Consider the following 21,558-nt stretch of genomic DNA (forward strand, 5'->3'; position numbering starts at 1 on the left):
CCCATGCGCGACCGCTACCAGCCAGCCACTGAGTTTTTATCGTCACTCGATGATGACTGGCATCAGCACATCGCCGTGGTCGGCCCGTGCCTGCATCAACCCCATGCCGCACGCGATCCTTATGAATCGCTGGTCCGGGCGATTGCCTACCAGCAACTGCACGCCAAGGCGGGCGATGCGATTGTCGGGCGGCTGCTGGCGTTGTTCCCGTCGGTTTCGTTTCCCAGGCCTGAGCAGATCGTCGCCACGGATGTCGATCAATTGCGCAGTTGCGGGTTTTCCGCCAGCAAGATCGCGACCATCCAGGGCATCGCCCAGGCGACGCTGGACGGCGTGGTGCCGGATTACGCCACCGCGCTGGCGATGGATGATGAAGCACTGATCGAGCGCCTGATCACCCTGCGCGGCGTGGGACGCTGGACCGTGGAGATGTTGTTGATCTACAGCCTGGAACGACCGGACGTTTTGCCGGCCGATGACTTCGGCGTGCGCGAGGGTTATCGGCGGCTCAAGGGGCTGGAGGTGCAGCCGACGCGCAAGCAAATGATCGAGATCGGGTTGGAATGGAGCCCGTATCGGACGGTGGCTTCCTGGTATTTGTGGCGAGTGCCTACCCGATAGACCGCGTTATCGTTCTTCGCGAGCAGGCTCGCTCTCACATTCGACCTGTGTACGCAGGACCAATGTGGGAGCGAGCCTGCTCGCGAAGGCGTCTGCACAAACAACACATCCCGCCACGCCCGCTCACAGGTCGGACTTCAACCGACTGAACGCCCTGATCAACGCCCTGTTGAACGCCTTGCCATTGTCATTCTTGCTGTACAACGTTATTTCCTCGCGCAACACCTTAAAACAGTTACAAGTCTCGCTATATGCACCCGGCAGTTTTACTGTTTCTCCGACAATGAAAAACTTCATTGCAGGCATCAATAAACTCATTGAAACAACCAGGGATTGGTTATGACACAAAGAAAGCCGAGTGCCTTATGCACACTGACAACCACATTAATATTCTCTACATCCATTTTCGCAACGGACTTCGGCGAAGGCCTTGCCAATGAATCCGACGCGGTATTACTTAAAAATCAGGATGAACATTACAAGCGCTGGAATGGTATTGGAAAGATATTCCGGAACGACGATCCCGGCTGTACCGCCAGCCTTATGGACACTCGCGACGAAAACGCCCGGGCCGTCGGCCCGGCTTACTTGCTCACCGCCGCGCACTGTGCGCCTGGAGTGCTTAACCGCCCTCTGGCTCCAACAGAAAGCCACAGCGTAAAGTTCAATTATTTCACCGACACTTCCACCCGCTATAAAACCTATGCCATCAAGGACATCGTCTGGAAAGATTTGTACCAGACTGACCTGGCAATCATGGAATTGGACGTCGCACTCGATACCCTGATCAAGCAAGGCATCACCCCGATTGCTCTCGCCTCTCAATGGTCGAAGGACGCTTCAGATGTGCTGATCGTTGGCGCCCCCAAAGGACTGGAACAATCCGGCTTGCGTTTGGCGGCCTGCTCTCAGAGGTCTACGGCGGCCACACTGGTGGAAGGCGACCGGGTCTATTTCGCCACATTGAAAAACAGCTGTCGTGACGTACGCCCCGGCTCCTCGGGAAGCCCTGTGCTTGACAGGCAAAGCGGCGAAATCCTCAGTGTTCTGGCGACGAGCACCCACGGTGCAACGGCGGACGAGCAGTGCTTTGAAAATGCACCCTGTGAAGTAAAAAACGGGAAAGTCATGTGGTCACCCGACACGCACTATGCTTTTCCAGTGGACTATTTAATGAGTTGTTTCAGCGACGGCGTTTTCATCAGGAACTCGAACATCTGCAAGTCCGATGCTACTTTCCAGCTGACCGAAATGAAATATTGGCCAACCCAGTATGTGACCATGCCAGAACATGCAACCAGCCCGGACCCTGTTCTCAATGCACAGTTTTCGTTAAGTACTCCCTATTACCGCTTCAAGACGGTAAGAGATGCCATGGATTGCAGGTCTCCGCGAAACTACAGCGGCACTCTTGATGCCAGGGACGCAATGCTCGACACGCCTGTCAGCCGAGATGTCGGTATGCACTACCTGTGTGTCATTGGTGTGGAATCCGCCGAACAAAGACCGACTGCAGCCTTAATGAAAAGCGCCTGGATTACTCCAGCACAACTGGTGGAAAGAACGCCGGTTCGGCCACCGGAACCCACCATCAGGTTGGGCGCCGACTGGAATTACAGCGTCAAATGGCGCTATCGGGTTCCCACCCACTTCGGCGCACTTTATTACTCCGGCCCAATGGCAGATACCGACTGCAGCAAGATAAAAATTGCTGATTACACAAAAACCTTTGATGAGGTGACGTTTATGGCCGAGCAATTGCCCTTGAGGCTTTGCAGCAGAAATGAGGATATGAGTGGCCGTTACTCGGATGTTCGTGCTGACCTGCTGGCGTTGCCCTGACGGTTGATCGCGAGCCGACTCGCTCCCACAGGAGACTGCGTTCCGACTGTGGGAGCGAGCCTGCTCGCGAAGACGTCGGCACTCTCGCCGCCAATCTTCTAGGCTAAACCGCATCACTTCAGCCACCGGAGGCCACCATGCATCTCGAAGGCTCCTGCCATTGCGGCGCGGTCTCGTTCAGCCTGCACAGCGCCCACCCCTACCCTTATCAACGCTGCTACTGCTCGATCTGCCGCAAGACCCAGGGCGGTGGCGGTTTTGCGATCAATATTGCCGGTGATGCCAACAGCCTCAAAGTTCGCGGGCGCAAGAACATTGCTATTTACCATGCCCTGCTCAAGGGCGAAGGCGAAAAGCGTGCCCACCGCAGCAGTGCCGAACGGCATTTCTGCTCGGTTTGCGGTTCGGGTTTGTGGCTGTTCAGCCCCGAATGGCCTGAGTTTATCTACCCGTTTGCGTCGGCCATTGACACACCGCTGCCGGTGCCGCCGGAGCACACGCATTTGTTGCTCGGTTCCAAGGCACCCGGGGTTGAAGCCCAAGTCGCGCCTGGTGACAAGCAGTTCGATGACTACCCCGAAGAATCCATCGCGCAATGGCATGAGCGCCTGGGGTTGAGCCGCTAGGTCCTTTCACAGTCTTTGACAGTTTTGCGACAAAGCTGCCAAAGATTGCACGTCGCCAGCCACCTAGCATGGGGGCATCCAAATTTCCCTCGGGTGTCCCCATGTTCCGTCCGCTGTGTCTGTCGTTGACTTCCTGCTGCCTGCTCCTGCCTTTCACCGCCTTGCATGCTGAAGACTGGCGCTACAGTCTGCGTGCCGGTGCCATCAGCGCACCGCGCTACAGCGGCAGTGACGAGCGAGTGGTCGCCCCGCTGGTGGGCGGTGAGATCGTCAGTCCTTATGGCCTATTCCTCGACAGCGAGCGGGGCCTGGGCTGGGCCTTTGACGAGGATGATTTCGGCCTCAGCGTGTACATCGGCGCCAGTGATGTGCGCAAGGATCGCAAGACTGGATACAAAGGCTCGGACGAGCTCAACGGCATGGGTTCGATCAAGTCGCGGCCAGTGCTCGGACTGGACGGGAGCTATCACATGGGTCCGCTGATACTCGGCGCGGAGTTTGAGCATGCGTTGGAGAAAGACGATGACGACCACGACACGGGTTCGTCGTGGAACCGCTTGAAACTGAGCATCAGCGCACCGCTTTATGACGGCGAGCATGGCAAGGTGGTGGGCAGCCTCAACAGTCAGTTCGGCGATGGCGACTATGTGCGCACCTGGTATGGCGTCAGCACGACCCAGGCGTCACGCAGTCAGTTCAAGGTCCATGACACCCATGGCGGGCTGATCAGTCGCGGGGCGGACCTGACCTGGTCCCTGCCGATTGATGAACAATGGAGTGTTTCGACGATGCTGGCGGTGCAGTATCTGGTGGGCGATGCGGCGCACAGCCCGATTGTCGAGCGGCGGATGCAGGCTTCGTTGGCTGGGCGGGTGGTGTACACCTTTTGACGATCCGGTAATGCTGATGACCCTTTCGCGAGCAGGCTCGCTCCCACATTTGGAATGTATTCCCCCCTGTGGGAGCGAGCCTGCGCGCGAAGGGGCCAGCAAAAACAACACAATCTAATCCAGATGCGCCCAGGTCATCCGAAACGACGCCCCGCCCCACGGCGAATCCGCCACTTCCACGTGCCCGCCGTGGGACTGCGACACTCGCCTGACCAGCGCCAGGCCCAGGCCGAAACCACCGGTGCGACGATCGCGACTGGCATCGAGGCGCGAAAACGGTTCGAAGATTTTCTCGCGACCGTCCAGCGGCACGCCCGGTCCGTCGTCATTGACCCGCACTTCGTAGTGGTCGCCGCTGCGCACCAGCGACACCTCGACACGCTCCCGGGCATAACGGATGGCATTGCGCAGCAGGTTGATCACCGCCCGCGCCATGAAGCGCGGCTCGATGCGAACCTCATCGACCTGGCACTCGATAATCAGCAATTGCACCCCGGCCGCTTCAGCCTCCAGGGCGACACTGCCGACGACGCTGTCGAGCCAACTCAGCGCCTGAATGTTTTCCCGGGTGATGACCGTGGCGCCACGCTCCAGGCTGGCGTAGGTCAGCAATTCCGATACCATTTCTTCCAGCTCGCCGAGGTCGGCGTACATGTCGGCAATCAACGCGCGGTTGCGGCTCGGATCAGCGTGCTGCTTGAGCTGGTCGAGTTCGAACGACAGCCGAGCAATCGGTGTGCGCAACTCGTGGGACACCGCGTTGGTCAATTCCCGCTGGTTGGCGATCAGGCCTTCAATGCGCGCCGCCATCAGGTTGAAGTGTTCGGCCAGATCGCGGATGTTCGAGCGCTTTGACAGCTGGATACGCGCCGACAGGTCATTGTCACCGAAACGCTCGGCCGCCAGCCGCAGCTTCTCCAGATCACGCCAGTGTGGCCGCACCCAGAAAAACAGCACGATGCCGATCAGGCCGGCGAGCATCACGTACGCGCCGGCCATGTAGAACGGCATCAGGCTCGGCTCGGCCGGCAACTTGATGCTCAGCAACTGCGAACCGCCATCAATCGAAGCAATGAACTGCGTGTAATCCTGGCGGATCACCAGCGTTCCTTCAGTCAACAAGGCTTTTTCCTGATCATCGAGATTCAGTTCGGCGGACTGCACCAGGCTCAGGCCCAGGCCGTAATGCGGGCGCAGTTGTTGCAGTTGCTGCTCGCGCCGGGGACCGTCGAGCCCGCGCAACTGTTCGACCAACGACCAGGCCTGCCCGCGCACCGCTTCACGGTTATACGCCTGCATCTGGTCGTCGAGCAGCGCGTTGAACGTGTGTTCGACCGTTTGCAGTGCCAGCACCAATCCCACCGCCAGCACCAGGTACAACCCTAGAAATAACCGCAGCATCTACAGCTCCCACGCAAACGGATTGAACAGGTAACCTTTGCCCCAGATGGTCTTGATGCACACCGGTTCGCGGGGATTGTCCTTCAACTTGCCACGCAGCTTGCTGATGTACACATCGACGCTGCGGTTGAGGCCGTCGAAGGCAATGCCGCGCATGCGGTTGAGAATGTCATCGCGGGACAGGATCTTGCCGGCGGCACTGGCCAGCAGCCATAGCAGTTCGAACTCCATGGTGGTCAGTTCGATGCCCTCGCCCGCCAGCCGGACTTCGCGGCAGCTGCGGTCAATGCTCAGATGACCGAACTCCAGCGCATTGCACACGCCACTGTCCGGAGCTTGCCGGCGCTGCAAGGCGCGCAGACGGGCCAGCAGCACCGGAGGTTTGATGGGTTTGATCACATAATCGTCAGCGCCGGATTCGAGACCGAGAATGTGGTCGAGGTCGTCTTCCTTGGCCGTGAGAATGACGATCGGCGTGTCGGACACGCTGCGGATCTCCCGACACACATGCAGGCCGCTCTGGCCCGGCAACATCAGGTCGAGTACGACGATTTTCGGCTTGAAATCGAGGAACGCGGCCAATGCGAGATCGCCGCGATGCACCTGCTGCACCTCGAAGCCGTGTTGTGCCAGGAAATGCGCGATCAGCCCGGAAAGCTTCTCGTCGTCTTCCACCAACAATACTTTGCCAAAACCCAGGTTATCCATGACGCCCGACTGCCAACGCTTGATTGAGGGGTCGGCATTATGCCGCCAATCGTTGCCGGGACAGAGACAAGAAGCAGCGAAAATCGGCCATGAAGGCCGGTTTTCAGTGATGTTTCATGCTTTTAAGAGTTTTTTACATTCTCAGTGCATCAGGCCGCTGCCGGCACGCCGCTGTGGAAACGGAACTCCACATCCGGCGACTCAATCAACGCCTGCTCGGCAGCGCGAACCTTGTCGATGACCTGAGCAATGTCCTTGGCCTCCCCGTACTGGTAAGCCAGTTTCAGGTAACCCTGGAAGTGCCGGGCCTCGCTTTTCAGCAAGCCAAAGTAGAACTTGCCCAGTTCTTCGTCCAGATGCGGCACCAGCGCCTCGAAACGCTCGCAACTGCGGGCTTCGATGAACGCGCCGACCACCAGGGTATCCACCAGTTTTACCGGTTCGTGGCTGCGCACCACCTTGCGCAGACCCGAGGCGTAACGCCCGGCGGACAGCTGGCGCAGTTCGATCTTGCGCTTTTTCATCAGGCGCATGACTTGCTCGTGGTGTACCAGCTCTTCCCGGGCCAGCCGCGACATCATGTTGATCAGGTCGACATGGGAGTGATATTTAGCTATCAGGCTCAGCGCGGTGCTGGCGGCCTTGAATTCGCAATTCTTGTGGTCGATCAGCAGGGTTTCCTGATCGGCCAGCGCGGCCTGGACCCAGCCGTCGGGGGTGCGACAGCCAAGGAACTCGTGAATTTCGGGAAGGATCATGGGGCCCACGGGATAATAGGTTCAAAACGAAGGGCGCCGATTATACCGGCCTGCCGGCAGACCACCAGTCGCCGACCGTTGATATGTATCAACACCCGGGCGTCAGGGCAGCAACTATAGTTGTGCAACGCCATGCTTTTTCATTTTCAGGAGATCCCGATCATGCAAGCCATACGCAGCATTCTGGTGGTCATCGAACCCGAACACTCGGAAAGCCTGGCGCTCAAACGGGCCAAACTGATTGCCGGCGTGACCCAGGCGCACCTGCACCTGCTGGTGTGCGACCCCAAGCATGATCACAGCGCCATGTTGAGCGTGCTCAAGGCCGCGCTATTGGAGGACGGTTACAGCGTCACCACCGAGCAGGCCTGGAATCAGAGCCTGCATGAAACCATCGTCGATGTGCAGCAGGCGGAGGGCTGCGGCCTGGTGGTCAAGCAGCATTTCCCCGACAGCGCGCTGAAAAAGGCCCTGCTGACCCCGGCAGACTGGAAACTGCTGCGTCACTGCCCGACGCCGGTCCTGCTGGTGAAAACCGCCGGTTCGTGGAAGGACAAGGTGATCCTGGCGGCCGTCGACGTTGGCAACGTGGACCCGGAACACCGCCACCTGCACAACACCATCATCGATTACGGCTATGACATCGCCAGCCTGGCTAAGGCCCATCTGCACGTGATCAGCGCCCACCCCTCACCCATGTTGTCGTCGGCGGACGCCACGCTGCAACTGAGCGAAACCATCGAGGCGCGCTATCGCGAACAGTGCAAGGCGTTCCAGGCGGAATTCGACATCGACGATGAGCACCTGCACATTTCAGAAGGCCCGGCGGACGTATTGATTCCGTTCATGGTGCACAAACTGCAGGCGGCAGTGACGGTGATCGGCACCGTGGCGCGTAGCGGGTTGTCCGGAACGTTGATCGGCAATACGGCGGAAGTGGTGCTCGATGCGGTGGAAAGCGATGTGCTGGTGCTCAAGCCGCAGGAGATCGAGGATCATCTGGAGGAGATTGCGAACAAGCATTGAGATTTTCGGCGCTTGTCAGGGCGCCTTCGCGAGCAGGCTCGCTCCCACAGTTGAAATGCATTTCCCTGTGGGAGCGAGCCTGCTCGCGAAGCTTCAAGAAATCAGCCACCAAACGCATCCTTGAGGAAACCGGGGGCGATGTATCGCTGGTAATGCGCCTCGGACAGCAGAAAAAACTCCCGATCAATGGCATCGCGCAATTCAGGCAGGTTCCAGTCGCGGAACTCCGGCAACAAAACCATCCCGTAGGCTTCCAGATTATTGATCACCCGCGCGCCCCGGGCGATCAATTGGTAGGCCCAGCAATAGGCCGACTGATGCGGCACGAAGCGGATCTTGCGCTGCTCCAGCTGGGTTCTAAGCAGCGACGCATCGAAAATCTCGACCTTGGCCGCCATCACCTGGGACAACAGTTGCTCCAGGCGCAGCCATATCGCACGTTTTTCTTCTTCGTTGTAACCGTTCCAGTGAATCACTTCATGGTGGAAACGCTTGCAGCCACGGCACACCAGGTCACCGTAGACAGTGGAGCAAAGGCCGACGCAGGGGGTCTTGATGGTCTGATTGGGCATAGGTAGGCAGAACACGAAAAAGCAAAACAGGCCGGCATGTTAGCCCTTTGTCCGGTATTGATCACCCCTCAAAGTTCAGCGCTTGAGGCTCTGTCGCACTCCCGAGGCTGTTCGCCACCAAAGTCCAATAGAGCCTGACTTACCTTTAATTTTTTTTTGCCGTAGAATCAGCCAGCCTTTTTAGGCGCCAATGTCCGTTAGAAGCTGTTTTCAAAGCGTCACGAGCACAGTCGTTCCTTCAGAGCGGTGTTGGCGGAGGTTTTTTCCAGCGGGGAAGAATCCGACGCCAACCCTCATCAGCTCCCGTTCTGCAGGCGTAAAACTTTGAAAGCAGCTTCTGTAAGGAATTGTCGGTAATTCTGGCTAAGTGGCTCACAACGCCATGCAGCGCATGAGTACGGCAATTTCGGGATGAGCGTCCCGGACACCCATTTGGGACCACTGATGAGGGTAATAACTGTGCTTGAAGCCTACCGCAAACATATCGAAGAGCGTGCAGCACTGGGTATCGTTCCCCAGCCGCTTAACGCCGAACAAACTGCAGGCCTGGTCGAGCTGCTGAAAAATCCCCCGGCTGGCGAAGAAGCTTTCCTCGTTGACCTGATCACCAATCGCGTTCCACCTGGAGTGGACGAAGCCGCCTATGTCAAGGCCGGCTTCCTGTCCGCCATCGCCAAAGGCGAAGCCAAATCCCCCCTGATCGACAAGAAGCGCGCTGTTGAACTGCTCGGCACCATGCAGGGCGGCTACAACATCGTGACCCTGGTGAACCTGCTGGACGACGCCGAACTGGCGCCAGTGGCCGCCGAAGAACTCAAGCACACCCTGCTGATGTTCGATGCCTTCCACGACGTGGCTGAAAAAGCCAAGAACGGCAACGTTCACGCCAAAGGCGTACTGCAATCCTGGGCTGACGGCGAATGGTTCGTGAAGCGCCCTACCCTGGCCGACAAGATCAGCCTGCGCGTCTTCAAGGTGACTGGCGAGACCAACACCGACGACCTGTCCCCTGCTCCTGATGCCTGGTCCCGCCCGGACATCCCGCTGCACGCCCTGGCCATGCTGAAAATGGCTCGCGACGGCATCGTGCCTGACGCACAAGGCGTCACCGGTCCGATGAAGCAGATCGAAGAAATGCGCAACGCCGGCTTCCCGATCGCCTATGTCGGCGACGTGGTCGGTACCGGTTCTTCGCGTAAATCGGCCACCAACTCGGTTCTGTGGTTCTTCGGCGACGACGTTCCTTACGTGCCGAACAAGCGTGCCGGCGGTTTCTGCTTCGGCAGCAAGATCGCTCCAATCTTCTACAACACCATGGAAGATGCCGGCGCACTGCCAATCGAATTCGACGTCTCCAACATGCACATGGGCGACGTGATCGACCTGTACCCGCATGCTGGCAAAGTCTGCAAGCACGGCACCGACGAAGTCCTGACCACCTTCGAAATGAAGACTCCGGTCCTGTTGGACGAAGTTCGCGCCGGCGGCCGTATTCCGCTGATCATCGGCCGTGGCCTGACCGAGAAGGCTCGCGCCGAACTGGGTCTGCCACCTTCCGACCTGTTCAAGAAGCCTGAAGCACCGGCTGAAAGCACCAAGGGCTACACCCTGGCGCAGAAAATGGTCGGCAAGGCTTGCGGTGTGACCGGCATCCGTCCGGGCACCTACTGCGAACCGAAGATGACCACCGTGGGCTCCCAGGACACCACCGGTCCGATGACCCGTGACGAACTGAAAGACCTGGCGTGCCTGGGCTTCTCGACCGATCTGGTGATGCAGTCCTTCTGCCACACCGCGGCCTATCCAAAGCCGATCGACGTGACCACCCACCACACCCTGCCTGACTTCATCATGACCCGTGGCGGCGTGTCCCTGCGTCCGGGCGACGGCATCATCCACTCGTGGCTCAACCGCATGCTGCTGCCGGACACTGTCGGCACCGGTGGTGACTCCCACACCCGTTTCCCGATCGGTATCTCGTTCCCGGCCGGTTCCGGCCTGGTCGCCTTCGCCGCCGCCACCGGCGTCATGCCGCTGGACATGCCTGAGTCGATCCTGGTCCGCTTCAAGGGCAAGCTGCAACCAGGCGTCACCCTGCGTGACCTGGTTCATGCCATCCCTTACTACGCGATCCAGAAAGGCCTGCTGACCGTCGAGAAGAAAGGCAAGAAGAACGCCTTCTCCGGCCGCATCCTGGAGATCGAAGGTCTGGAAACCCTGACCGTCGAGCAAGCCTTCGAACTGTCCGACGCCTCGGCCGAACGTTCGGCTGCCGGTTGCACCATCAAGCTGTCCAAAGAGTCGATCGCCGAATACCTGAAGTCGAACATCACCCTGCTGCGCTGGATGATCGGCGAAGGCTACGGCGATGCCCGTACCCTGGAACGTCGCGCTCAAGCGATGGAAGCCTGGCTGGCCAACCCTGAGCTGCTGGAAGCGGACAAGGACGCCGAATACGCCGAAGTCATCGAGATCGACCTGGCCGACGTCAAGGAGCCTGTGCTCTGCGCGCCGAACGACCCGGACGACGCTCGTCTGCTCTCCAGCGTTGCTGGCGAGAAGATCGACGAAGTGTTCATCGGTTCGTGCATGACCAACATCGGTCACTTCCGCGCTGCCGGTAAACTGCTGGATCAGGTCAAGGGTCAGCTGCCAACCCGTCTGTGGCTGTCGCCGCCGACCAAGATGGACGCTCACCAGCTGACCGAAGAAGGCTACTACGGCATCTACGGCAAGGCCGGCGCCCGTATGGAAATGCCAGGCTGCTCGCTGTGCATGGGTAACCAGGCACGCGTAGAGCCGAACTCGACCGTTGTGTCGACGTCGACCCGTAACTTCCCGAACCGTCTGGGTGACGGCGCGAACGTCTACCTGGCTTCGGCCGAGCTGGCGTCCGTGGCGTCCATCCTGGGTCGCCTGCCGACCGTCGAGGAGTACATGGAATACGCTGGCAAGATCGACAGCATGGCGGCCGATGTCTACCGCTACCTGTCCTTCGACCAGATCGCCGAGTTCCGTGAAGCTGCTGCGAACGCCAACATCCCGGTCGTTCAAGCCTAACGCTGCAACGCAATAAAAAACGCCGCCCATCGTGAGATGAGCGGCGTTTTTTTATGCCCCGGCATACCTGAAGACTGCACAAAAAAATGTGGGAGCGAGCCTGCTCGCGAATGCGGCAGCACATCCAGCATTGATGTGTCTGATACACCGCATTCGCGAGCAGGCTCGCTCCCACAAGGTTTAGTGCATGCCTGGGGTATCAGGCACTCAGCGAATAGATCAACGCCGAAATCGCCACCAGCCCCACCGCCACCACAAACACATTCGACGCCTGGCCGCGGAAGCGCGCCATGGCCGGTACCTTGCGGATGGCGTACATCGGCATCAGGAACAGGATGGCCGCGATCACCGGGCCGCCCAGGGTTTCGATCATGCCGAGGATGCTCGGGTTCAGCGTGGCGACGATCCAGCACACCACCAGCATGAATGCCGCGGTCATGCGGTCCAGGGTCTTGGCCGCCGGACGTTTGCCGCTTTTGACGATCAAGCCTTTGAGGCCTTCGCTGGCGCCGATGTAGTGCCCCAGGAACGACTTGGATATGGCCACGAATGCAATCAACGGCGCCGCGAAGGCGATGGTCGGATTGCTGAAGTGGTTGGCCAGGTACGACAGGATCGACAGGTTCTGCGCTTTCGCTTCGGCCAGTTGCGCCGGGGACAGGGTCAGCACGCAGCTGAAGACGAAGAACAGCACCATCACCACCATCAAGGCGTGGGCGCGGGACAGGATCTGCGAGCTACGCTGCTCGGCGTGGTCGCCGTAACGACGCTTCTGGTCCACCGCGAACGCCGAGATGATCGGCGAGTGGTTGAACGAGAACACCATCACCGGGATCGCCAGCCACAAGGTGTGCAGCAACGCCGACGGCTCAGGCAGCGTACTGGCCGTGGTCAGGATGCCGCCGTTCCAGTGCGGAATCAGGAACACCGCCAGGAACAGCAATGCGACGATGAACGGGTAAACCATCAGGCTCATGGCCTTGACGATCACTTGCTCACCGCAACGCACCACTGCCAGCAGGCCGAGGATCAACACGAACGACAGCACCGCGCGTGGTGGCGGCATGATGTGCAGTTGATGTTCGAGGAAGCTGCCCACGGTGTTGGTCAGGGCCACGCTGTAGATCAACAGGATCGGGAAGATCGCGAAGAAGTACAGCAAGGTGATCAGCGCGCCGGCCTTGAGACCGAAATGCTCTTCCACCACTTCGGTGATGTCGGCGCCTTCACGGCCGGACAGCACGAAGCGGGTCAGGCCGCGGTGTGCGTAGAAGGTCATCGGGAACGCCAGCAACGCCAGGATCAGCAGCGGCCAGAAGCCGCCCAGGCCTGCGTTGATCGGTAAAAACAGGGTGCCTGCACCAATCGCCGTGCCAAACAGGCCCAGCATCCAGGTGGTGTCTTGGCGATTCCAGCTCGAAAGGGTCGCGGGTGTCGCTGCTACATAGCGTTCGTTAACGCTATTGGCCTGATCATTCATCCGGTGGGATCTCCACATTCCGGTCACTTGCCACCCGGCCAGAACGCGTCGGAATACCCGACAGGCAGCGCCCGGCCGAAACAGGGGCGCGATTGTCCGGGATTAGTGAAAAGAAGCAAAGACTTAGGTGAGGAACGGTGGTGCCAATTGAGAGGTGAGAGACACAAAACCCCGTGGGAGCAAGCCTGCTCGCGAAAGCGGTGTGTCAGTCACATCAATGCTGGATGTGCCGCCGTCTTCGCGAGCAGGCTCGCTCCCACACTGGTGTTGTGCCGAGTACAAAACTAAATTCAACAAACATTCCCTGTGGGAGCGAGCCTGCTCGCGAAAGCGGTAGGTCAGTCGCATCGATATTGGATGTGCCGCCGTCTTCGCGAGCAGGCTCGCTCCCACACTGGTTTTGTGTCGAGTACAAAACTGAATACAACAAAGATTCCCTGTGGGAGCGAGCCTGCTCGCGAAAGCGGTGTGTCAGTCGCATCAATATTGGATGTGCCGCCGTCTTCGCGAGCAGGCTCGCTCCCACACTGGTTTTGTGTCGAGTACAAAACTGAATTCAACAAAGATTCCCTGTGGGAGCGAGCCTGCTCGCGAAAGCGGTGGGTCTGACACTTTGATGTCGGATGTGCCGATGTCTTCGCGAGCAGGCTCGCTCCCACAGGGATTCCAGGATATTCAACCCCCTGCGTTTCATCGCCAAACAACGATCCGCACTTGATAAAGGTCCATCATCATGTATTTTTAAACAACCCTGTCTTCGATCTGGAGTCACTCCATGCCACTGGTTCGCGTCGAAATCAAAAAGCAGCAGGACCCCACCTACGCCAAACGCATCGGCGAGCTGATCTACGCCGCCATGCACAGCACCATTGGCGTGCCCAAGGACGATAACTTCCAGATCCTCGCCGAACACGACGAACATCATTTCATTTTCGATCCGAACTACCTGGGCATCCCGCGCAGCGACAAGCTGGTCATCATCCAGATCACCCTCAGCGAAGGCCGTACCGTCGAGCAGAAGAAACTGCTCTACAAAACCATCGCCGAAAGCCTGAACTCAGAACTGTCAGTGCGCCTGGAAGATGTTTTCATTAATCTGGTGGAAGTGAAGAAGGAAAACTGGTCGTTCGGCAACGGCATTGCCCAGTACGCCCTCTGATTTTTCAATCCTATTACCTGTGAGCCGCCAATGCCCCGAGTTTCCCGCAAGCAAGCCGACCTCAATCGCGAAACCATTGTCGACGCCGCTACACGGCTGTTCCGCGAGCGCGGCCTGCATGGGATCAGCGTCGTCGATGTGATGGCCGCGGCCGGCCTGACCCATGGCGGCTTCTATGGTCACTTCGAGTCCAAGGAAGCCTTGGCCAAAGAGGCCAGCGAACGGGTATTCAAAGAAGTGGGTGCTCGCTGGCGGGAACGCATCTCCACCACCGACGACAAAGCCGCTGCGCGCCGCGCACTGATTGAGCCGTACCTGTCCGCCCACAGCCGCGACAACCCCGGTGACAGCTGCCCGGTGGTGGCCTTCGCCGGCGACATGTGCCACGAAACCGCCGATAGCGGCCTGCGCGAGCCGTTCATGGAGGGTCTGAACCGACTGCTCGATTCGTTTGGCAACCTGATGGATTCGGACGATGCCAGCGAAAGCCGGCAACAGGCGCTGGTGCAGTATTCGATGATGGTCGGCGCCCTGACACTGGCCCGGGCCACCCGGGGCGAGGCCTTGTCCGATGAAATCCTCGAGGCTGCGCTCAGCTTTCTGACAGCGCAAAAGCCATGACCCTGCCCCAACCTGAATATTCAGTGTCATAGAAAACAATCGCAGGCCGCTCCAGCTCCTACACTGAGAGACGCGGCTGCGAAGACAGCGTTGCCAAAACGCCCCGGAGCCAGCACTTTCAAGCGACGTTCGAGCCCGATATCTGCCGCCCACAGGAGCCAAGCATGCCCGCAACCGTTCTGGTACTGGTTGAAACCATCAATGATTACCTGCCCATCCTCGAACATCAGGGTTTCCACCTGATCCTTGCCCCGACCCCCGCCGAGCGCGCCGAAGCCATCAGCCGCCACGGCGCCCGGATCGATGCCGTTCTGACCCGCGGCCCGCTGGGCCTGTATACCGACGAAATTGCCGCCCTGCCTAACCTGAAGATCATCTGCGTGATCGGCGCCGGCTATGAAATGGTCGACCTGCAAGCGGCCGCCGACCGAGGCATCGCTGTCACCAATGGCGCCGGCGTCAATGCCTCGTCCGTGGCCGACCACGCCATGGCCCTGCTGCTGTCACTGGTGCGTGATGTGCCACGCTGCGATGCCGCCGTGCGCCGGGGCGAGTGGCCAAAAATCATGCGCCCGTCCCTCGCCGGCAAACACTTGGGCATTCTCGGCCTCGGCGCTGTCGGCATGGCCATTGCCAAGCGCGCCGCCGCAGGCTTCGACATGCGCGTGTGCTACCACAACCGCCAGCATCGCAGCGACGTGCCCTACGACTTCTGTTCGACCCCCACGGAACTGGCACGCGCCTCGGACTTCCTGATCGTCGCCACCCCTGGTGGCCTGGGCACCAAACACCTGATCAACCGCCAGGTACTCGACGCGCTCGGGCCGAAGGGCTTTCTCGTCAACATTGCCAGGGCCAGCGTGGTGGCGACCGCCGACCTGATCACCGCGCTGGAACAACGACGGATCGCCGGTGCCGCGCTGGATGTATTCGATGCCGAGCCGCAGGTGCCGGACGCCCTGAAAGTCCTGAGCAATGTGGTCCTCACACCCCATGTCGCCGGCCTGTCGCCGGAAGCGACCCAAGGTACCGTGGAGTTGGTGGGCAAGAATCTGGTGGCGTTTTTCGCCGGTCAACCGGTGCTGACACCCATCGAGCTACCGCTGCCGAGCGTCAACGTGCGGGTCCATTAAAGGACGCCGAGCAATGTCCAGAGCCGGCGGGATTCAGCGTCGGCGCTGATCAACTCACCCAGCAATTCGCTCAACGGCTTGTTGCCCCACTCCACGCCTCGTTTAATCAGATACGGCACGGGGCTGTGGGGCTCGGTACGCGACAGATAGTCGGCAATGACCAGAAGTTGCCGATAAGCTTCCTCGCGACTGGCCGGCTCGCGAAACACCTGTGGTGCTGGCGTTGCGGGTGAGTCGGATGGAGGTTCCAGCATTGCAGCCGGTGCAGCGTCGACGGAAGGTGGGGCGGGCTGTCTTGGGTGCATGGCAATGAACTCCCGGACCAGCGTCATTAACGCTTCAATGATGTCTTGCAAGGGACGAAACCCCGGCCCCTGATCGCCAAGTTGCTGATCGCTCCAATCCTGGAGCCGCTGCAGTTGTTGCAGACTGAGCTGCAGGTTGTCCTGTTTGCGCAACCAGGAGGACAAAGGCGCTGCGCGGACCTGCTCGACGAGTTTTTTCTGTTCACCGCGCGCGTTTTCCGCCGAAGCCTTGGCTCCCTTGCTGTCATTGCCCTGGACCTGTTGCAGCTGCAAACGTCGCCAACTGTCGAGGCAGAAACCTTCGAACTCACTGTTGCCGGGTTCGAACAGTGGCACACGGGTCAACAGCACTTCACTGTAGCGCCGCACCAGCCATTCCAGAGGAATCACCCGCCAGGACTGATCGCCGTCCTCGGCCTGTGGGTGAAGCTGTTGCGGATAGCGCTCACACAACCCGGCCACCAGCGCCAGACTGTCAGGCAATCGCTCAAGCCCGGACTGATGCAGCCAGGCTTCCCCCAGCCAGGCGCTGAGCATCAGATCCTTGCTCCGTTCGTGCAACAGGCTCGTCGCCAGCGCTTCCACCTCTGTCGATTGCGCCCGTTTGATCGACGATTGCCATACCCCCGTGGGCAGGCTGGTGTCGTCCTCGCGGCGCATTTCACGCAACAGATCGAATTCACGCTCGTATCGCAGATCCTGCCCACAGGGAGCCTCGGCGCTGATCGGTTCCAGCAGTTGGCTGATCCGTTGCGACAGTGACGTTGATGGCAGGCTCACATGCCCTCCTCCTGCAGCGAATTGACGGCGGTTGTCCCCGTGAACGCAAATGGCGAGCGCGGAGCCCGGGTTGGCGGCGGTTGAATCGACAAGGGCAATTTCGAGCCTTGGCTCATCAGCGACAGGCGCACAAACATCAGGGTTTGTCCGGAAGTTACGTTGGGTTGCGCCGTGACCGGCAGGCGCAAGCTCAGCGGGAACTCCGTGTAGTCCACATTCGGCTGACGCTGCACGGAAAAATGCGCGCGCATCAGCCGCAACAACGACCAGGGACCGCTGTACTCCCAACCGGCCTCAAGGTCGCGCACGACCAGGTTCGGTTGCAACGGATCGTTGGCAGGACGCTGGGAACCATTGCGCGCCCAACGCAAGGTCAGGCGGATCGGCTGGCCGACCATCCAGCGCAGGTTCGGCTGCGGTTCACCGGGATAACTGACCTGCTGGTTGCCAGCGATCAGGCTCCAGGCAATCACCTGATCGGCACCCCGCTCTTCGTCACGATCGGTACGCCAGCGCACATCCATTTCAACCCCGAGGATGCCGCTCTTGTCCCGAATGAACATCGGCCCCAACCAGGTGCCGGCCTGTTTCAGGCGGTTGAGAAAGTCCTCGGCGGCCAGTCGTTCGGGGGTCTGGTTCTGTTGCAACCCGGCCTGGGCCACCGGCAGGCGCTTGTCGATCAACTCAAGCAAATGCTGCACCCGCGCCGGATCGGCATCCGCGACCTGCAGGCCATTGGCAAAGGGGAAGCGATCCGCCAGGTACTGATTGAAGTAGTTGGCCAGGTCATTCCAGGCGGCTGAAGCCTGTTGCTGTTGCAGCCACTGACAGCGCTGCATGGCGCTTTGCTGCAGATCAAGCGCGCGCATCGCCAGGGTGCCGCGACCGCCGGACAGGTTGGCCGTTTGCAGGATCTGGCCGCAGGACCCGGTGTCCATGTCAATGAAATCACGGCTGACCAATTGCTCGATCTGCGCCGGCGAGCTGGCCGGGTTCTGATCCTTGTACTTGAGCAGTTCTTCATTAAGCGCACTGAACTGGGTCACGCGCTCGTAATCCAGCGCCGGCAGGTTCTGTTGCTGCGTCTTGAGCCACTCCAGCGCCGAGGTGCGGCGTTCGGTGATGCCGAGCATGGTGTTGAACTGCTGTTTGAGGGTCAGTTTCAATTCCTGCACATCGCTGGCGCCAAACAGTTGCAAGCCGAGGTTCTTCGAGCCGTCCCACCGGCTGATTTCCGCGCGCCCGCCGAACAGCGGCTGCGCCACCACTTCATTCAGGCCTTCGGTAATCTGCGCCATGGCACGGCGGTTCAGGGCGCTTTGCAAACGGGTGGCGAGGTCGCTGCGGCGCACTTCGACAAAGGCTTTTTGCAGCGCGATCGCCTGGGGGGCCTGCACATTGAACACGCTATAGGCGTGAGTCTGGTCATTATGATTCTTGATGCTCTGCCACATGGCCTTGGCCACCGCGCCTTCGGCGGCCTGCATCAGGGCGCCGCGATAATCCGCCGGGATGCGTGGCAACTCTTCGGCAACGTAGCTCTTGTAGCTGGCAAAGTAATTCAGTGCCGCGTTGAGGTCATCGCCATCGACGTTTTCACCCTGTATGGCCACGTCATCCGACTGATCCGAGTGCATCGCCAGCGAAACGAAGTCACGCTTGAACAACGCCTGCACCGCGTTGTCCAGTTGCACCACATGTTCCTGCAACACCAGTTGCCCACCGCCCTGCTGCGCCAGCAGATTGCCCCGCGCGCCCAACTGTGCGATCCATTGGTCACGGAAACGCTGTTGCAAGGTCGACGCTTGCAGCTCCAGGCGCTGTTCCACCTGCGGCCCGAGCAAGGCACTCTGGCGCACCTTGTTCATCATTTCCCGATAACCCGGTACCAGGTCCTGCCCCTTGCCCCGGCCCCACGCGGAGTTGGTCAGGCCGATCTGCGCTTGCAGGTCATCCACCAGGCCGCGCAAGTCTTCGAGTTCGGTCAGGGAATTGCCGCTGCCGGCTTCCAATTGTTCCAGGTGCAACTTGAGGTAGCCGGCCTGGCGCACGAAGTTGTCGGCCAGGAAATATTGATCCAGCCAGCGCTCCATGAGCCCGGAAAAGTTTTCCTCGATCAGCGCCCGGTCCGTGCTCAGGTCCAGGGCCTTGAAATCGGTATCGAACAACAAGCGGTTGTAGTAATTGGCGTGGCGCAGCGTGCCGGCATTGAGGTTCAGCGACAGGGCGTTGTTACTCAGTTGCACCAGATCTTCAAGTGGCGCCTTGGGGCTGTTCAGGGCCTGGCTGAACCACTGGTTCTGTTGCTCAAGGCTGACCGCCAGCGACACCAGCTCATTGGCCTTGACGTAGTTCTGCCATTGGGCCGGGTCCTCGCTTTCCACATTGCCGCGGCGTTCGGTGTTACGGATGGATTTGAGTTGGGTCATCTCGGACGTCAGCAGCGTTTGCAGCGGAAGCAGCAAATGACGCCGGGACGTCTCACGCAGCTCGTTCTCCAGTCGTTCATCCAGCGAAGAGAACCAGGACGTGGGGTATGCCAGGGAGGTGAATGTCCAGCGCGGTGCCTTTTCCAGCACCCGCCAGAAACTCTGGACATTGCGCCGCGTCGGCTCCAGCCAATGATTGTCGTCAGTGACCACCACGAAGTTTTTCTGCGCCGCCTGCAGGTGGCGCGCCAGCTCATGGGCGTCTTTGACCGACTGCTGCCAGACCCACACCATGCACCCTGCCCAGATCACACCGATCACCAACGACACCGTGACGGCCAGACGCTGCCAGCGTTGGCGCAGGCGCAAAAGGCGAGGCACCACCTGCGCCAGGCCGCGCTCGGCCACCACTCGCTGACGCCACAACTGGCGGATAAACGCGTTCTGCTGCAAGTCGCTGTCATAGGCTGAAAAGCTATCGGGCGCTGCATCCGCCGGCTCGTTCGCGGTGAAGTAAATACCGCGAAAGCGTGGCGCCTCGCCTTGAGAGTTACCCTGGAACACGGGCTCCAGAAGGGTTTGCAAGGGTCGGCGCAGGGTTTCGAAACGCTCCGGCAAAGCATACAGGTCACTGCTCAGCTGCCCGGACAAGGCACCGATCTCGATGATTGATTCCGACAGTGCCCGGTACACTTGATCCAGCGCAGTATCCGTGTTCTGCGATTGCCAGGCCGCGTCCGGACCAAACGGCGAAGACCATCCCAGCGTGCGCTCTCGGGCCTCTTGCGGCAGGGCCGAGATCAGTTCCTGAAACCCCGGCAACTCTTCCAGACCGGTCACCACCACATACACCGGCAAGCTCAGCCCGAACCGTTGCAACAGGTCGATAAACCGCCGACGCGCTTCGAGCCCCAGGCTGGCGGCCTGTTCCACGTTGCCCAAGCGGCTGGCCGGCACGGTCCAGATCACGCCGTCCAGCGGCCGCTTGCTGCGCAGGCGCAAGATCAAGCCCAACAGTCGCCACCAGCCACCGCGTTGCCGTTTAATCGCTTCATCCGGCAAAAAAAGCGCCTGGGGAACGACCAGCACCGCGCCATCGGAATCGGACCACCAGCGTCCGAACCACGCGGGTTTGTCCGTGGGTTGCAGCTGCCACCGGCGGCACAACTGCGAGCCCTGGGTTTCATTGCCGAGCATCAGCAGCCAAGGCATCTGGTAGCGATCCTGAATGCCCTGTTCCTGCTCCATGGCACGCACGGCCATGTAGAAACTGCGAATCGCCGCGCCGCTCTGGGTGCGCCACCACCACAGCGCCAACAGCACAACCGCCAGCAGCAACAGCGCCACGACGATCAACGCGACGATCGCCAAGGGACTCATTCGCCTTGCTCCGCGGCCACATCAGACAGCTGCAATACCGGCTCAAGCTCCTGGCCGATGTCGCGCCAGAACAACTGCCCCATGCCTGTCAGCAATATCACCATCCCGAGGATGCCCAACCCCAGACGCAAGCCGTCGGGCAATGAGAGCCGCACCGGCAACTGCACCGGCGCAACGAGCGCCGGCTGTTGCAGCCTGGCGCTGACATCGTCGTAACCGGCCTCGTGTTGCCAGGCGAAGGTGTACAGCGCCAGCCGCCATTTTTCATGCTGCACCTGACTTTGCTCGCCGCGCAGCCCCCCCTGGAATCCGAGAATCAGGCATTGCAAATAGACATTGGCCAGGTCGCGGGTAGTAGGAACCTGTTCGTCCAGCAGCGCCTTGATCGCCAATGGCAACTGCTCACCCGCCTGACGACTGGCGTAGAGCCGCGACTCCAGGGGTTTTTCCTGCCAGGCCGCTTGCCCCGGCCACGGGGTGAACAACAGCGTTTCATCGATCAGCGCCACGAAGGCATAGACCAGCGCCTTGACCTGATCGGTGGCGGCATCACCGACCCGGGCAAACGCCGTGCGCCACAGGCGTTGGGAGGCCTGGGTGGACATTTCGACGACCGCCTCCACCAAAGAATCGTCTTCGCTATCCTTGGGCAACTCGTTCCAGGCCTGAAACCATTGCTGCCAGGCATCGCGAAAAGCGCTGCTCAACGGTGCATCCTGAAGGCCTCGTGTACCCTTTGCACTGACTTGCGACATGCCACGCCCCTT

At 60.0% G+C, this 21,558-nt stretch carries 18 protein-coding genes; 10 read left to right on the forward strand and 8 right to left on the reverse strand.

Going from position 1 to position 21,558, the window contains the following annotated elements; translation table 11 throughout:
• The first annotated feature begins 3 nt into the window (after positions 1 to 3).
• The 5 genes from CKW21_RS16255 to CKW21_RS16275 all read left to right on the forward strand — a co-directional run bounded on the left by CKW21_RS16255 (position 4) and on the right by CKW21_RS16275 (position 3,979).
• Positions 4 to 621, forward strand: coding sequence for a DNA-3-methyladenine glycosylase (locus CKW21_RS16255; protein WP_095194968.1), 618 nt, complete (start codon positions 4 to 6; stop codon positions 619 to 621).
• A gap of 64 nt (positions 622 to 685) precedes the next feature.
• On the forward strand, positions 686 to 964 hold the full coding sequence (locus CKW21_RS31520) for a hypothetical protein (protein WP_170948678.1): 279 nt from the start codon (positions 686 to 688) through the stop codon (positions 962 to 964).
• Positions 961 to 2,463 (forward strand): serine protease, encoded by a 1,503-nt coding sequence (locus CKW21_RS16265; protein ID WP_095194970.1) that lies wholly within the window; start codon positions 961 to 963, stop codon positions 2,461 to 2,463. Before CKW21_RS31520 ends, CKW21_RS16265 begins: the two co-directional genes overlap by 4 nt.
• A gap of 137 nt (positions 2,464 to 2,600) precedes the next feature.
• Positions 2,601 to 3,089, forward strand: coding sequence for a GFA family protein (locus tag CKW21_RS16270; protein WP_095194971.1), 489 nt, complete (start codon positions 2,601 to 2,603; stop codon positions 3,087 to 3,089).
• A 101-nt stretch (positions 3,090 to 3,190) separates the two neighbouring features.
• The gene (locus CKW21_RS16275; protein WP_095194972.1) at positions 3,191 to 3,979 is read left to right on the forward strand and encodes a MipA/OmpV family protein; all 789 of its coding nucleotides are present in this window, start codon (positions 3,191 to 3,193) and stop codon (positions 3,977 to 3,979) included.
• Positions 3,980 to 4,093: 114 nt separating this feature from the next.
• Here CKW21_RS16275 and CKW21_RS16280 read toward each other — a convergent pair whose 3' ends face one another.
• The 3 genes from CKW21_RS16280 to CKW21_RS16290 all read right to left on the reverse strand — a co-directional run bounded on the left by CKW21_RS16280 (position 4,094) and on the right by CKW21_RS16290 (position 6,846).
• Complete coding sequence (locus CKW21_RS16280) at positions 4,094 to 5,380, reverse strand: ATP-binding protein (protein WP_095194973.1); 1,287 nt, start codon at positions 5,378 to 5,380, stop codon at positions 4,094 to 4,096.
• The gene (locus CKW21_RS16285; RefSeq protein WP_095194974.1) at positions 5,381 to 6,088 is read right to left on the reverse strand and encodes a winged helix-turn-helix domain-containing protein; all 708 of its coding nucleotides are present in this window, start codon (positions 6,086 to 6,088) and stop codon (positions 5,381 to 5,383) included.
• A gap of 149 nt (positions 6,089 to 6,237) precedes the next feature.
• A complete protein-coding gene (locus CKW21_RS16290; RefSeq protein WP_095194975.1) occupies positions 6,238 to 6,846 on the reverse strand; it encodes a tRNA-(ms[2]io[6]A)-hydroxylase in 609 nt (202 codons plus the stop codon).
• Between the two features lie 162 nt (positions 6,847 to 7,008).
• On the opposite strand from CKW21_RS16290, the gene CKW21_RS16295 reads away from it, so the two are divergent.
• Complete coding sequence (locus CKW21_RS16295) at positions 7,009 to 7,872, forward strand: universal stress protein (protein WP_095194976.1); 864 nt, start codon at positions 7,009 to 7,011, stop codon at positions 7,870 to 7,872.
• A 101-nt stretch (positions 7,873 to 7,973) separates the two neighbouring features.
• Here CKW21_RS16295 and CKW21_RS16300 read toward each other — a convergent pair whose 3' ends face one another.
• Complete coding sequence (locus CKW21_RS16300; protein ID WP_095194977.1) at positions 7,974 to 8,444, reverse strand: DUF1289 domain-containing protein; 471 nt, start codon at positions 8,442 to 8,444, stop codon at positions 7,974 to 7,976.
• A 459-nt stretch (positions 8,445 to 8,903) separates the two neighbouring features.
• On the opposite strand from CKW21_RS16300, the gene acnB reads away from it, so the two are divergent.
• Positions 8,904 to 11,504 (forward strand): bifunctional aconitate hydratase 2/2-methylisocitrate dehydratase, encoded by a 2,601-nt coding sequence (gene acnB, locus CKW21_RS16305; protein WP_095194978.1) that lies wholly within the window; start codon positions 8,904 to 8,906, stop codon positions 11,502 to 11,504.
• Positions 11,505 to 11,703: 199 nt separating this feature from the next.
• On the opposite strand, the gene CKW21_RS16310 is transcribed toward acnB, so the two are convergent.
• Positions 11,704 to 12,984, reverse strand: coding sequence for a serine/threonine transporter (locus CKW21_RS16310; protein WP_095194979.1), 1,281 nt, complete (start codon positions 12,982 to 12,984; stop codon positions 11,704 to 11,706).
• Positions 12,985 to 13,759: 775 nt separating this feature from the next.
• On the opposite strand from CKW21_RS16310, the gene CKW21_RS16315 reads away from it, so the two are divergent.
• The 3 genes from CKW21_RS16315 (at position 13,760) to CKW21_RS16325 (ending at position 15,897) form a co-directional block, all read left to right on the forward strand.
• Positions 13,760 to 14,143, forward strand: coding sequence for a tautomerase family protein (locus tag CKW21_RS16315; protein WP_095194980.1), 384 nt, complete (start codon positions 13,760 to 13,762; stop codon positions 14,141 to 14,143).
• A gap of 30 nt (positions 14,144 to 14,173) precedes the next feature.
• Entirely contained in the window at positions 14,174 to 14,764 is a 591-nt protein-coding gene (locus CKW21_RS16320; RefSeq protein ID WP_095194981.1) for a TetR/AcrR family transcriptional regulator, read from the forward strand.
• A gap of 164 nt (positions 14,765 to 14,928) precedes the next feature.
• Positions 14,929 to 15,897, forward strand: a complete 969-nt coding sequence (locus tag CKW21_RS16325; RefSeq protein WP_095194982.1) for a 2-hydroxyacid dehydrogenase — start codon at positions 14,929 to 14,931, stop codon at positions 15,895 to 15,897.
• Here CKW21_RS16325 and tssA read toward each other — a convergent pair.
• Genes tssA through CKW21_RS16340 form a run of 3 tightly spaced genes read right to left on the reverse strand, consistent with a single transcriptional unit; the run spans position 15,894 to position 21,546 of the window.
• Positions 15,894 to 16,982 (reverse strand): type VI secretion system protein TssA, encoded by a 1,089-nt coding sequence (tssA, locus tag CKW21_RS16330; protein WP_095194983.1) that lies wholly within the window; start codon positions 16,980 to 16,982, stop codon positions 15,894 to 15,896. The genes CKW21_RS16325 and tssA overlap by 4 nt on opposite strands.
• On the reverse strand, positions 16,979 to 20,791 hold the full coding sequence (locus CKW21_RS16335; protein WP_095194984.1) for a type VI secretion protein IcmF/TssM N-terminal domain-containing protein: 3,813 nt from the start codon (positions 20,789 to 20,791) through the stop codon (positions 16,979 to 16,981). Before CKW21_RS16335 ends, tssA begins: the two co-directional genes overlap by 4 nt.
• Positions 20,788 to 21,546 (reverse strand): DotU family type IV/VI secretion system protein, encoded by a 759-nt coding sequence (locus tag CKW21_RS16340; RefSeq protein ID WP_095194985.1) that lies wholly within the window; start codon positions 21,544 to 21,546, stop codon positions 20,788 to 20,790. The genes CKW21_RS16335 and CKW21_RS16340 overlap by 4 nt, the downstream gene beginning before the upstream one ends.
• Between the last annotated feature and the right edge of the window lie 12 nt (positions 21,547 to 21,558).

Origin of the sequence: Pseudomonas sp. Irchel 3A7 (assembly GCF_900187565.1) — a bacterium.
In the GTDB taxonomy this organism is placed as follows: domain Bacteria; phylum Pseudomonadota; class Gammaproteobacteria; order Pseudomonadales; family Pseudomonadaceae; genus Aquipseudomonas.